A 12,270-nucleotide genomic window follows, 5' to 3' on the forward strand; every position below is an offset into this window, starting at 1 on the left:
AACCAAAAGTTACGGCCAATCGTATCTCCTTATGCCAACCTATCGTGTTTACTTATTCGATAGGGATAAACTAATAAAAAGCACAAGTGTAATTTCATTCAGTTAAGAAAACTTGCAATCACGCGCATGGGTGAAGCGGCGCATCCAGCTTTGCGATTCCGACGTAGCTAGACGCATCCCGCGTACCCGGCATGAAGCCGGAAGCGAACGACAACCGACTCTTCACTCAATACGCATATGCTCACTCATACACCGGAAAACCGGCGCCTGGTCGACCTGCTCGCACGCGTCGCGCTGCGCGACCAGCAGGCGTTCAAGGAACTCTACGATCTGACCAGCGCTCACCTGTACGGCGTCGCGCTGCGCTACCTGCGCACGCCGGCCACCGCCGAGGACATCCTGCAGGACGCCTATATCAATGTCTGGCAACAGGCCGGCACCTACGCAGCCACGCTGTCGGCGCCCATGACCTGGCTGATCAGCGTGGTGCGCAACAAGGCGCTCGACCACCTGCGCAAGTTCAAGCGCGAAGTGGAAAGCACCGATTCGGTGGATGCGGCCGGGGAAGGGCAGGTGGAACGCGCCGCCGAACACGCCGATCCGCACGAGTTGTTCAGCGCCGCCACCGAGGCGCTGGTCCTCAGGCGCTGCGTGGCGCAGCTGGACCCGCCCCAGCGCCAGTCGCTGGCGCTGGCTTTCTACGACGGCCTGTCGCATTCGGAATTGGCCGAGCACCTGCGGGTGCCGCTGGGGACGGCCAAGGCCTGGGTACGGCGCGGCCTCGACAAACTCCGGCGCTGCATCGAAGCGGGCCAGCCGCCCGCGGCCGGGAGGACGTCATGAACTACGAGCGGCCCGAATTGCTGGACAAGCTGGCCGGCGCCTATGTGCTGGGCACGATGGGCGCGGGCGCACGGCGGCGCTTCGCGCGCCTGCACGCGGGTTCGGGCGCGGCGCAGCGGGCGGTGGCCGACTGGCACAACCGGCTGGCGCCGCTGTACGGCAGCATCGCCGCCGTGGCCCCGCCGTCTTCCGTGTGGACGCGGATCGCGGGGCGCATCGGTCCCGGCGCCGTTCGCGCCTCCCGTGCCCAGCCGGCACCGTCGATCGTGGAGCGACTCGCGCAACGGTTGCGCCACTGGTTCAAGCCGGCGTTCGGCTTCGCCCTCGGCGCCGTGGTCGCCACCACCTTCGTCTCGCACAACGCGCACATGTTCGGCATGCACCATATGTCGGCGTCGCTGCCCGCGAGCTACGTCGGCATCCTGCACGACGAGGGCGGCAAGAGCGTGCTGACCGTGGGCTCGCACCGGCATGGCGAGACGATGACGATCCGGCTGCTGGCGCCGCTCGCGGTCCCGCCCGGCCGGGTGGCGCGTCTGTGGGCCTTGCCCGCGCATGGCGCGCCGGTGCCGATCGCGAACCTGTCGCTCGGCGACAAGGCGCCGATCCCGCTCGGAGCGTCGGCCGAGGAGCGGTTCAAGGGGATATCGCGGCTGGCGGTGAGCTTCGAGGAAGACCCGCAGGCGATGCTCCCCACCGGAGCGTATATCGTGAGCGGGCCATGCGTCAGGTTCTGGTGACCAGGCGCCTCGGCGGCCGCGCATCCGGGCGCGCCGGACTTGCGTAAGTCTTCTTGTACAACGAGCGCGGGAGGTTGACGACAGCACCCGCCTCGTTCCGATCAACCAACGCGCCATGAGCGGCCATGCCGGCAATCATGCGCGCAGCAGGCAGTGCGGCGCCGATGGCATGCGGCGCTCCTGCATGGAGTCTTATCATGGCCACGAGCAGCAGGCAGAACTACTTTGACGACGACAGCGCCCCGCGCGTGCGGGCCGGCGACGGAACAGCGGATTTTGCGTATCCGGCTAACCTGCACAGCGCAGCGGCGCGGGCGGCACCGTTCACCGTCGTCGGCCAGGACTATGTCGCGCTCGAATTGACCTTCGACAGCCTGGACGACTTCACGCCCGACGCGATCGCACGCAAGATCGATGCGCTGCGCGCCAGGTGCGAGAAAGGCACCCGGCTGGTCGACATGCTGAGCCCTGGCGATGACGACACCCTCGCCGAAGAATTCATGGCGTGGATGATGGGCGAGCCGCCGCCGATGGCCACGGCGATGTTGATGCCCACACCGATGCCGATGCCCACACCGGCCGCGGCGCCGGCGCCGGCCGCATCGCCCGCGCCGCGCGATGCCGACGTGCCGGCCGTCGGTGACGGCCAGCGGCCAAAAGAATGAGCGGCCCGCACCCCATGCCGGCCGGGATCGACGCTTGCCGGCGCCGCATCGCGATCCTGGAAGCGGAGCTCGCGATCATCGAGCGCCAGCACGCGAGCGGCATCGACCCCGGCGAGCGCGAAGGCCACGCCGCGCGCGAACTGGCGCGCCAGCAGGACCAGGCCCGGGCGCTGGCCAAACGTGTCCTGGACCTGTGCGCAGCCGCCGCGCACCTGGGCTGAGGGCAGGCGGGACAGCCCCAATGGATCACTTGCACGATTTCCTGGATCACCCGACCCGCTTCACGCGCAGGCGCCACCTGCGCCATGGCGGCATGCATCCGCCAGCGACGGGGCGCAGCCATGACTTCGTCCTGCCGCACATGCCCGACCAGCAGGCGCGCCGGCGCCGGCGCCTTCTTGGCCTAAACCTGGGCGAGACCGATGCCGGCGTGTTCGAGATACGCTCGGAAACCTCCGGCAACCACTTCGACGACGCGCAGCTGTCCGGCCGCTTCAGCACGGACTGGAGCGGCTATGGCGCCAGGGCGAGCGCATGCTGCTTCCCGCCGGCGGCGTTGGCTGCGACGCCCATGGCCCGATCGTTTCTGGCATCGCGCACCGGCCCGGGGCCGATCCTGCGCCTGCAGGACTGCCGCGAGCGGCCACCGCCGCCCATGCTGGTCTGGCCGCCGTGGATGATGGTGGTGTACGCCGCGGTGTTCCTGCTGCTGCTCCAGCTGACCTGCGCCACACTGCTCGAGCGCAAGGCACGCCGGGTCCAGGAGGCCGATGCGGCGGTGGCCGCCCAAGCGGCATACCGGCGCCAGCTGCGCAGCACGCTCGAAACGCGCATCGAGGCGCGCGTGGAGGAGGTGCTGCGCCGGAGCGATGCCAAAGGCCAGGTGCTGCTGTACGACACCTTGCGTGCCTATCTGATGTTGGGCCAGCGCGCGCGTGTCGACGCCGGGGCGGCGCCGCTGGATGCGGCGCTGGTGGCCCGGGCGCGCCAGGCGCTGGCTGGCATGCCGCTGTCCGCACGCGCCTACAGCCTGGCGAAACACATGGTGGCGCAGGACTCTGCCGGGATCTCCGCGGAGCCGCCGGCACATGGCGTGGACGGCCTGTACAGCGTGGCCGGCTATCGCCGCTTGGCCCAGCTGAGCTGGCGGGCGACGGCCGATCTCGCGCGCGACGACCGGGTGCTGGCGCGCCGGGAAGCCGCCAGCGGCCCCGGGACGGTGGTGCCGGCCCGCATGGCCGTGATGCAACTGTATTTTGCCGACTACATCCGCGCCTGGGATGCCTTCCTGGGCGACTTGCACAGGGCGCCGCCGGCACATGTGCGTGTCCTGCTGACCCGGGCGGCACGCGAGACGAGGCTGGGCGCGGCCAGGGTCGACGCCCTGGCGCCGGGCATGGGCAGGCTGTTGCAGGATCAGCCCGGCCTTGTGCGGCGCCAGCCGCAGCTGGCCCCGGCGCACCCGGTCGACCAGCATTTCGCCGCGCTGCACCGGTTCGTGGCGAACCCGGCGTGCCGCCCGTCCGAGTGGCCGGGCTTGTCGCAGGAAGCGCAACAGCGCGCGCGGCCGGGCTGCGATCAGCGCTGACGCCTGCGGATGCGCCGCGCGATCTCGGCCGATGCCTGCCCGGCCAGCCGGGTCAGGATCTGCGCCTGGACCGGGTCGAGCGCGCGCGCCTGGGTATCGATCACGCACAGGGAGCCGAGCGCGTAACCCTGGTCGTCGACGACCGGCGCTCCGGCGTAGTAGCGAAAATGCGGCGCGCCCGCGACCGCCGGGTTGTCGGCGAAGCGCGGGTCGCGGTCGAGATCGGACAACTGGCAGACGCCGGAGCCCATGAGCGTGTAGTTGCAGAACGCCCAGCTGCGCGGCGACTCGCGCATGTCCAGGCCGACCCGGGCCTTGAACCATTGGCGGTCTTCGCTGAGCACCGTGATCAGGGCGACCGGCGCGTCCAGGCTCAGGGCGGCCAGCTCCACGATATTGTCCAGTGCCGCTTCCGGCGCGCTGTCCAGGATGGCGGCGCGCTCGACCGCCAGCAGGCGCCGGCCTTCGTCGGCGCCGACCGGGAACGGGGCCGCCAGCAGGGCCGGCGGCAGGGGCCGCAGGGCCAGCGGCAGTAGCGCCGTGTGGCGCACCAGTGCGCGCGTGAGCTGCTCGGGCGCGCCATCGAGCAGGATGTGCTTGTAGCGCAGCGCCGGGCCGACGATCGAGGCGATGGTGCTGGCCGGCAGGCGGCCGGCGATCACGATCTGCAGCCGGTTCAGCACCGGCATCTGGTGCAGGGTGGACAGGAAATCGGGACGCAGGTCGCCGAGCTGGTTGACCTGGAGCGCGAACACGTCGGGCACGTTCGCCCCCAGCGCGACGGCGGCGGCGACCGGATTGTCGGTGCAGACGACTTCGGCTACGTCCAGCGCGGCCAGGGCGCGCTCCCAGTCGCCATGGTCGGGCTCGGGCGCCAGCACCAGCACCCGGCGGCTGGCTGGCCGCGCCACGTCGTTGGCGGCCAGCGCCGCGAGTACGTCGGATTCGAACATGCGGCGATGCCCTCCGGGCGTCTTCCAGGAAGGAATGACGCCGCTCTCGATCCAGAGCTGGGCCGTGCGGGAAGAGACGCCGAGTATTTTCGCTGCCTGCGGCGTGGTGAGGATCGGGCTCGAGCTGGGGCTGTTCATTACTGGAACTATATCGGATGTGAGGATGACGCGTGGCGGGCGCGCCGCTTTGACCGGCAAGCCGGGACGACGCGCCATCAGGGAGGGGCCTCGTGGCCGGTGTCGAGCAGCTTGTCGAGCTGCGGCAGGCGCGCCCGGACGCGGGGGAAGCGCATCGGTTCGTAACGCTCGAGCAGCACGCCGTCGGCATCGCGCACGCTGATCGCTATCTGGTGGCCGTGGTGCCGGGTGACCACGTGCCAGGCCATCAGCTCGGCCAGGTCTTCTTGCGGGGCGGCGCTGGCGTAGAAGCTGACGAAGGGGGAGGTCGCGAGTGCATCATAGTGGATGCGTGCACGGCTGGCCGGAATGAGCCCGGCGCCGCGAAAGCGCGAGGCGGCGACCGGCGACGCGGCCAGGTGCGGCGCCAAGGGCGCGCGGCCGCCGTCCTGCGGGGCCTCCCATATCCCGCTGCCGAACACGTTGTCCGGTTGGCCGGTGAGCTCCTGCGCCATGTCGACGATATGGGTTGCCTCGTGCAGCAGCAGGAAGGTCAGGGCGTCGGCGCCGTCCGCCTCGAAGCTTACCGTGTGGCCGGAGCCGTCGTCTTCGAACAGGCGCCGCTCCTTGGTGGTCAGGAACTGCGCCAGCGACTCGTGCAGCGCGCTGGCGCGCACGGTGATGTCGAACTGCATGGTATCGCCGACTTTCGAGGTCAGCGCCGTGCCTTGCCCGGGAACGCCAGCGACGAAACCCAGGTGGCGCAGATTGGCCTCCAGTACCCGCCGGTACAGCGCCGGCAGCCTGGCCAGCGCCGTTTCCACTTGCGCCAGCTCCGCCGGTGTCAGGACGTAGGGACGGACCGCGCGCATGCCGGCTGCTTTGAAGTGACCGACGACATCCGGGCCGGGCGTCGCGATCCGGCTGATGAGCGCTGCGCCAGGAGGGGCGCTGTGCGCTGCGGGAAGCACGACCCAGGACATGGCCAGGGCGGCGCAGATGGTACGTGCCAATAACTGTCTGTGCATGGTCTGCCTTTTTCGTCCCGGAGGCGCCTGGATGGAATAACCAGCCTACTTACGCCCCGGGCATGCCGATGGATGCGTGCCGCGTCCATTCGCCGCCGGCGTGCGTAATTCCTTTGACCGCCGGCATTGACGCCGGCAGAAACCATCGAAGGAGCCACCACCATGAAAACCCCACGCATCTGCGCGCCCCGGTTCACCGCGACCATCGCCGCCCTGTCGTCCGCCTCCGCCCTTGTATTGGCAGCCCCCGTCGCACCGCAGGAAAAGTATCAACTCACGCCGATGCTGCAGGAGGACGGCACCGCGATCGTCACGCGACAAGAAACCGCCGCGATGCACGCGTCGCTCGAGGCCGCAGCGCAGCGCAAGGAGGATGCGGCCCGCGTCGGGTCCGTGGCTGCGCCAAGCCAGGTTGCCACGCATGGCGGGATGGGTGCCGGCGCCGAATGCCGTATCCCATCGAGTAATGCGGCCGACCACGTCTGCCGGGCCCCTTCGGGCGAAATGGCCGGCGCCGCCGGCCCGGCGCCTTACGGAACGGGGCTGCGCTATAGCGTCGGGCGCAAGACCTACATGCTTCCGCTGGAGGACTCGGATCTGCCTGGGCGTTGAAGCGCCGCGCTGCCGGACCATCAGGAAAATCGATGGCCAGCCATCATGACTTTGAATCGATAGATTCGTCATAATCGATATAATCGGAAAGATGCATCGGATGTGAACGGTGCCAACCACCGCGCCGTGAACGCCGATCCGGCCAGGCGCCATCTTCTACAAAGTGAACTACATCATGAACAATATGACGACCAATGACGACCGCGCCTTCGCCGAAGCGGTCCAGCGCAACCAGCAGGCGCTGCGCGAGGCGCTGAAGACCAGCTACGACTTCATCGTGTGCGGCGCCGGTTCGGCCGGCTCGGTGGTGGCGGCCCGCCTGGCCGACAATCCCGACGTCAGGGTGCTGCTGCTCGAAGCGGGCGGCGACGACGAAGTGGCCAGCGTCATGGATCCGGCCCAGTGGCCGCTGAACCTGGGCAGCGAGCGCGACTGGGGCTTCATGGCGGAGCCGAACGAGCACCTGAACGGGCGTGCGATTCCCATGAACATGGGCAAGGTACTGGGCGGCGGTTCGAGCATCAACGTGATGCTGTGGGCGCGCGGCCACCGCGCCGACTGGAACTACTTTGCCGCCGAAGCGGGCGACGACGGGTGGAACTACGAATCGGTGCTCGCCATCTACCGCCGCATCGAAGACTGGGGCGGCGCGTCCGACCCGAGCCGCCGCGGCCAGGGCGGCCCGGTGTACGTGGCACCGGCGCGCGATCCGAAGCCGACCGCGACCCGGATGCTCGAAGCCGCGCGTTCGCTCGGCGTGCCGACCTTCGACAGCCCGAACGGCGCGATGATGGAAGGCGATGGCGGCGCCGCGATCAACGACCTGCGCATCCAGGACGGCAAGCGCCTGTCGGTATTCCGTTCCTATACCTACCCGCGCATGGCCCAGCCGAACCTGACGGTCCTGACCAGCGCCCTGGTGGCCAAGCTGCTGTTCGAGGGCGACAAGGTGGTCGGCGTCGACGTGGTCCTCGACGGCAAGCCGCAGCAATTTCGCGCCGAGCGCGAGGTGGTGCTGTCGCTGGGCGCGGTCAACACGCCCAAGGTGCTGATGCAGTCGGGGATCGGTCCAGAGTGCGAACTTTCGCGCCACGGCATCACGGTGCGCCGGCACCTGCCGGGCGTCGGCCAGAACCACCAGGACCATGTGGCCTTCGGCTGCATCTGGGAATACACCGAGCCGCAGGAAGTCGGTAACGGCGGCTCGGAAGCGACCCTGTACTGGAAGAGCAACCCTTCGCTGGACGCGCCGGACATGCTGCATTGCCAGCTCGAGTTCCCGGTGCCGAGCGCGGAAAACGCCGGGCGCGGCGTGCCGGAGCACGGCTGGACGATGTTTGCCGGCCTGGCGCATCCGAAGAGCCGCGGCCAACTGCTGCTGTCCGGCCCGAATGTCGGCGACGCGATGATCATCCAGGCCAACACCCTGTCGCATCCGGACGACCTCGAAGCGGCCAAGGCCTGCGTGCGCATGTGCCGTGAACTGGGCAATGCCGACGCGTTCAAGCGCATCGTCAAGCGCGAAGCCATGCCCGGCAACCTGAGCGACGACGAGCTCGAAACCTACCTGCGCGATGGCGCGGTGACCTACTGGCACCAGTCGTGCACCGCCAAGATGGGGCGCGACAACATGTCGGTGGTGAACGCGCAGCTGCAAGTGTATGGCGTGCAGAACTTGCGCATCGCCGACGCCTCGATCATGCCGCGCATTACGACCGGGAACACGATGGCGCCGTGCGTCGTGATCGGCGAACGGGCGGCCGACATGATCAAGGCTGCATATGGCATTTGATGTTTCGGCCGGCTGCATTCCTGGATGTTGAGTCGTCGCAGCAGGTAGGCGTCTGCAGCGGCGGGCGGCGGCGTGCCATGTTAGCGATGACAGAGCGAAAGAGGAAAGGACGAAGGCGAGCTGCGCGCGATGCGCGGGCAGCTGCGCAGCTCGCCGGCCTCCGCGCAGCTCGCCGGCCTCTGCGCAGCTCGCCAGCCGCTGCGCAGTCCTGACGCGCGCTACCTTTTGCTCTATCATGTTGGGCTTCGCCCGCGCGGCGCGTTATTTCCAAGCACTCAATGACTCCTGTATCCGCCAAACCAGCGCGCGGGCGCCGTCTGTCCGTGGCCCCCATGATGGACTGGACCGACCGCCACTGCCGCGTCTTCCACCGCCAGATCACCCGTCACACCTGGCTGTACACCGAGATGGTCACCACCGGCGCCCTGGTCTATGGCGACGTCGAGCGCCACCTGCGCCATGACGACGTCGAGCACCCGATCGCCCTGCAGCTGGGCGGCAGCGACCCGGCCGACCTGGCGAAAAGCGCGAAACTGGGCGAGCAGTGGGGCTATGACGAGATCAACCTCAATTGCGGCTGTCCGTCCGAACGGGTGCAGAAGGGCGCGTTCGGTGCCTGCCTGATGAACGAGCCGCAGCTGGTGGCCGATTGTGTGAAAGCGATGCGCGACGCGGTCTCGATCGATGTCACGGTGAAACACCGCATCGGCATCGACTACGATGACGAATACGGTTTCGTGCGCGATTTCGTCGGCACCATCGCCGATGCGGGCTGCAAGACCTTCATCGTGCACGCCCGTAATGCGGTACTAAAAGGCCTGTCGCCCAAGGAAAACCGCGAGATCCCGCCGCTGCGCTACGCCGTGGCCTACCAGCTCAAACGCGAATTCCCGGACCTCGAAATCCTGATCAATGGCGGGATCAAGGGCGACGACGAGATCGCGCTGCACCTGGAACACGTCGACGGCGTGATGCTGGGGCGCGAGGCCTACCACAACCCCTGGACGATGGCCGACTGGGACCGCCGCTTCTATGGCGATGCCGAGGCCGGCCGTCCGCGCTCGCGGGTCGAGGTGCTCGAAGCGATGATTCCGTATATCGAAGAGCAGCTACGGCTGTATGGCCCGCTGGGCCTCAAGCTCAACAGCATCACGCGCCATATGCTGGGCCTGATGCAGGGCTTGCCGGGCGCGCGCGCGTTCCGCCAGACCTTGTCCGACTCCAAGAAGCTGGCGCTGGGCGACCCGCGATTGTTGCTCGAAGCTGCTGCCAGGATGCCTGCCGCGGCCTGAAATACATTCTGTACTGACAAAAAAGCGTGCTGCGGCACGCTTTTTTATTTCCTGTCGGCAAATGGATACATTTCGTTGCCGGAATAACCACATATATTTCAAAATTGCTTGCTGTACGGCAATAGCCATTCCATAATGCATTCCTGTTCTCAATGTTGCACTGTATCAAGCCTGTTGTTGCGCCGAAACAATTCGGTAAAGCAAGAGATTTTCCGGCAAGCTATATGAAATCTTGATTTATCCTGTCGGAAACAACTGAAATCGAGCGGAAACAACGATTCCAGATGCGCTTCGCGCGGCGCTATTCTCTCCGAGCGAGTTTCGATCAATAAGTTACAGGGAAAACACGAATGAATTTGAACAACATGAAGGTCGGTACGCGTCTGGCCCTCGGTTTTGCACTGGTTCTGGTGCTGCTGGTAGCGGTTGCCGTAGTGGGTATCCTGCGCATGGCGCAAATCCAGGACCGGCTCGACCACGTGGTCAGCGTGAGCAATGTGTCGACCGGCCTGGTGATCGACATGCGCAACAACGTCAGCGATCGCCTGCAGTCGCTGCGCGTCCTGACCCTGATGACCGACCCTGCCGACATGGAACCGGAAATCGCCAAGTTCAAGGAACAGACTGCTGTCTACAACGATACCCAGCGCAAACTGACCGCCCTGTTCGCATCGAACGGCAACGACCAGGAAAAAGCGCTGCTGTCCCAGATCAAGGAACACGAAGCCGCCGCCATGCCGGCGATCGCCCGCGCCACTGAACTCTATCTCGCAGCCAATGCGATGGATGCGACCCGCGTGATGGTGCGCGAAGTGCGTCCGGTGCAGCGTAAATGGACCGACGCCCTGAACGCGCTGGCAGCCCAGGAAGAAAAACAGAACGCCCAGACCAAGGCCGATGCCGAAGCGGCGTTCGACAATGCCCGTAACTTCATGCTGGTCCTGCTGGCCCTGGCCGTGGTGATGGGCGTGGCCGCCGCCGTCGTGATCACCCGCAGCCTGCTCAAGCAGCTCGGCGGCGAACCTGGCTACACCGCCAAGATCGCCGGCAGCATCGCCCACGGCGATCTGTCGATCGCGATCGACACCAAGGAATCGGACCGCGGCAGCCTGCTCGTCGAAATGAAGGAAATGCGCAACAGCCTGGTCGACATCGTGGCCCAAGTGCGCCGCGGCACCGAGACCATCGGCACCGCCTCGCGTGAAATCGCCGCCGGCAATATCGACCTGTCCTCGCGTACCGAACTGCAGGCCAGCTCGCTGGAAAAAACCGCCTCGGCCATGGAACAGCTGACCTCGACCGTCAAGCAGAACGCCGACAATGCCCGTGAAGCCAACGCCCTGGCCGCCGCCGCGTCGGACGTGGCCCGCAAGGGTGGCGACGTGGTGTCGCAAGTGGTCGGCACCATGGGTGAGATCAATGGTTCCGCCAGCAAGATCGCCGACATCATCGGCGTGATCGACGGCATCGCCTTCCAGACCAATATCCTGGCCCTCAACGCGGCCGTCGAAGCGGCCCGTGCCGGTGAACAGGGCCGCGGCTTCGCGGTCGTGGCCTCCGAAGTGCGCAACCTGGCCCAGCGCTCGGCTGCGGCGGCAAAAGAAATCAAGACCCTGATCGACGACTCGGTCGCCAAGGTCGAGCGCGGCAGCAAACTGGTCGGCCAGGCCGGCGTGACGATGGACGAAGTGGTGTCCAGCGTCAAGCGCGTGACCGACATCATGAGCGAGATCGCCAACGCCAGCGCCGAACAGAGCGCCGGCATCGCCCAGGTCAATACCTCGATCATCGAAATGGATGGCATGACCCAGCAAAACGCCGCACTGGTCGAAGAGGCCGCCGCGGCCGCCCAGAGCCTGCAAGACCAGGCCGGCGAACTGGCCCGCGTGGTCAGCATCTTCAAGCTGGAAGAGAGCGAACAGTTCCAGTTCGAGGCGCATGCGCCAGTCGCGACCACCACCGCGGTGGTGGTCCGTCCGGCCGCGAAGCGTTCCGTACCGCCGGCGCCGAAACGCCCGGCCGCCGCCGGCGCCGCGGTGAATCCGGAGGCGGCGGAAGTTGCGCCGAAGCCGAAAAAGGCAGCCGCCACCGTCGGCAACGACGAGTGGGAAGAATTCTAAGCACGCATTATCAGCAATCCTGCGCCGGCTGGCATAGCGGCGTCTAGCGAAGCATTACGACATCAACTTTAAAAACCTTATCTGGGGAAATCATGAAAAACCTGTCCGCCAAGCTGTTCGTTGCACTGACCCTCACCGGCGCCGCCTGCGCCAGCTTCGCTGCCGAAACCTCGGCATCGTTCGATCCGAAGAAGTGCACCATCGAATATCCGAAATCGTCGCTGATGAACGAAGAGCAGGGCACGACCTCGGCCTCGTTCCTGGTGAACGCGGACGGCACCGTGGCGGAATCGAAGATCGACAAGTCGAGCGGCTTCAAGAACCTGGACCGCGCGCTGGTCAAGGGCCTGACCTCGTGCAAGTTCAAGCCGGGCACCAAGGACGGCGCACCGGCCCAGACCTGGACCAAGGTCGACTACGCCTTCAAGCTGGACTGATCGCCCCCCCTTTGCACAGCCGGCTTCCATCGCCGGCTGTGTTTTTGCAGCGCCCGCGTTTTCTCCCATCCTTCCGCATTTCC

12 protein-coding genes are annotated in these 12,270 nt (G+C 66.7%); 10 read left to right on the plus strand and 2 right to left on the minus strand.

The window, feature by feature from the left end; all coding sequences use genetic code 11:
* Positions 1-237: 237 nt before the first annotated feature.
* From AC56KW_RS00405 to AC56KW_RS00425, 5 genes are all read left to right on the plus strand, one after another.
* Complete coding sequence (locus AC56KW_RS00405) at positions 238-843, plus strand: RNA polymerase sigma factor (RefSeq protein WP_497168759.1); 606 nt, start codon at positions 238-240, stop codon at positions 841-843.
* Positions 840-1,583, plus strand: a complete 744-nt coding sequence (locus AC56KW_RS00410) for an anti-sigma factor (protein WP_497168760.1) — start codon at positions 840-842, stop codon at positions 1,581-1,583. The genes AC56KW_RS00405 and AC56KW_RS00410 overlap by 4 nt, the downstream gene beginning before the upstream one ends.
* Positions 1,584-1,780: 197 nt before the next feature.
* On the plus strand, positions 1,781-2,248 hold the full coding sequence (locus AC56KW_RS00415; RefSeq protein WP_497168761.1) for a type VI secretion system contractile sheath small subunit: 468 nt from the start codon (positions 1,781-1,783) through the stop codon (positions 2,246-2,248).
* Positions 2,245-2,469 (plus strand): hypothetical protein, encoded by a 225-nt coding sequence (locus AC56KW_RS00420; RefSeq protein WP_497168762.1) that lies wholly within the window; start codon positions 2,245-2,247, stop codon positions 2,467-2,469. Before AC56KW_RS00415 ends, AC56KW_RS00420 begins: the two co-directional genes overlap by 4 nt.
* A gap of 20 nt (positions 2,470-2,489) precedes the next feature.
* On the plus strand, positions 2,490-3,836 hold the full coding sequence (locus AC56KW_RS00425) for an ImcF-related family protein (RefSeq protein ID WP_497168763.1): 1,347 nt from the start codon (positions 2,490-2,492) through the stop codon (positions 3,834-3,836).
* Here the strand turns inward: AC56KW_RS00425 and AC56KW_RS00430 are convergent.
* The gene (locus tag AC56KW_RS00430) at positions 3,827-4,927 is read right to left on the minus strand and encodes a GAF domain-containing protein (RefSeq protein ID WP_497168764.1); all 1,101 of its coding nucleotides are present in this window, start codon (positions 4,925-4,927) and stop codon (positions 3,827-3,829) included. The genes AC56KW_RS00425 and AC56KW_RS00430 overlap by 10 nt on opposite strands.
* A 77-nt stretch (positions 4,928-5,004) precedes the next feature.
* On the minus strand, positions 5,005-5,919 hold the full coding sequence (locus tag AC56KW_RS00435; protein WP_497168765.1) for a hypothetical protein: 915 nt from the start codon (positions 5,917-5,919) through the stop codon (positions 5,005-5,007).
* Between the two features lie 177 nt (positions 5,920-6,096).
* Here AC56KW_RS00435 and AC56KW_RS00440 point away from each other — a divergent pair, with 177 nt between their 5' ends.
* The 5 genes from AC56KW_RS00440 to AC56KW_RS00460 all read left to right on the plus strand — a co-directional run bounded on the left by AC56KW_RS00440 (position 6,097) and on the right by AC56KW_RS00460 (position 12,187).
* A complete protein-coding gene (locus AC56KW_RS00440) occupies positions 6,097-6,546 on the plus strand; it encodes a hypothetical protein (RefSeq protein WP_497168766.1) in 450 nt (149 codons plus the stop codon).
* Positions 6,547-6,721: 175 nt separating this feature from the next.
* Positions 6,722-8,338, plus strand: coding sequence for a GMC family oxidoreductase (locus AC56KW_RS00445; protein ID WP_497168767.1), 1,617 nt, complete (start codon positions 6,722-6,724; stop codon positions 8,336-8,338).
* A gap of 278 nt (positions 8,339-8,616) precedes the next feature.
* The gene (gene dusA / locus AC56KW_RS00450; protein ID WP_497168768.1) at positions 8,617-9,630 is read left to right on the plus strand and encodes a tRNA dihydrouridine(20/20a) synthase DusA; all 1,014 of its coding nucleotides are present in this window, start codon (positions 8,617-8,619) and stop codon (positions 9,628-9,630) included.
* Positions 9,631-9,980: 350 nt separating this feature from the next.
* Entirely contained in the window at positions 9,981-11,750 is a 1,770-nt protein-coding gene (locus tag AC56KW_RS00455) for a methyl-accepting chemotaxis protein (RefSeq protein ID WP_497168769.1), read from the plus strand.
* Between the two features lie 92 nt (positions 11,751-11,842).
* The gene (locus tag AC56KW_RS00460) at positions 11,843-12,187 is read left to right on the plus strand and encodes an energy transducer TonB (protein WP_497168770.1); all 345 of its coding nucleotides are present in this window, start codon (positions 11,843-11,845) and stop codon (positions 12,185-12,187) included.
* Positions 12,188-12,270: the final 83 nt, after the last annotated feature.

This window comes from Telluria sp. RT2P19, from assembly GCF_059685725.1.

Coding starts and splice junctions, on each gene's coding strand:
- dusA (WP_497168768.1), top strand. CDS start 8,617: ATGACTCCTGTATCCGCCAAACCAGCGCGCGGGCGCCGTCTGTCCGTG.
- AC56KW_RS00460 (WP_497168770.1), top strand. CDS start 11,843: ATGAAAAACCTGTCCGCCAAGCTGTTCGTTGCACTGACCCTCACCGGC.
- AC56KW_RS00410 (WP_497168760.1), top strand. CDS start 840: ATGAACTACGAGCGGCCCGAATTGCTGGACAAGCTGGCCGGCGCCTAT.
- AC56KW_RS00455 (WP_497168769.1), top strand. CDS start 9,981: ATGAATTTGAACAACATGAAGGTCGGTACGCGTCTGGCCCTCGGTTTT.
- AC56KW_RS00420 (WP_497168762.1), top strand. CDS start 2,245: ATGAGCGGCCCGCACCCCATGCCGGCCGGGATCGACGCTTGCCGGCGC.
- AC56KW_RS00425 (WP_497168763.1), top strand. CDS start 2,490: ATGGATCACTTGCACGATTTCCTGGATCACCCGACCCGCTTCACGCGC.
- AC56KW_RS00415 (WP_497168761.1), top strand. CDS start 1,781: ATGGCCACGAGCAGCAGGCAGAACTACTTTGACGACGACAGCGCCCCG.
- AC56KW_RS00440 (WP_497168766.1), top strand. CDS start 6,097: ATGAAAACCCCACGCATCTGCGCGCCCCGGTTCACCGCGACCATCGCC.
- AC56KW_RS00430 (WP_497168764.1), bottom strand. CDS start 4,927: ATGAACAGCCCCAGCTCGAGCCCGATCCTCACCACGCCGCAGGCAGCG.
- AC56KW_RS00445 (WP_497168767.1), top strand. CDS start 6,722: ATGAACAATATGACGACCAATGACGACCGCGCCTTCGCCGAAGCGGTC.
- AC56KW_RS00405 (WP_497168759.1), top strand. CDS start 238: ATGCTCACTCATACACCGGAAAACCGGCGCCTGGTCGACCTGCTCGCA.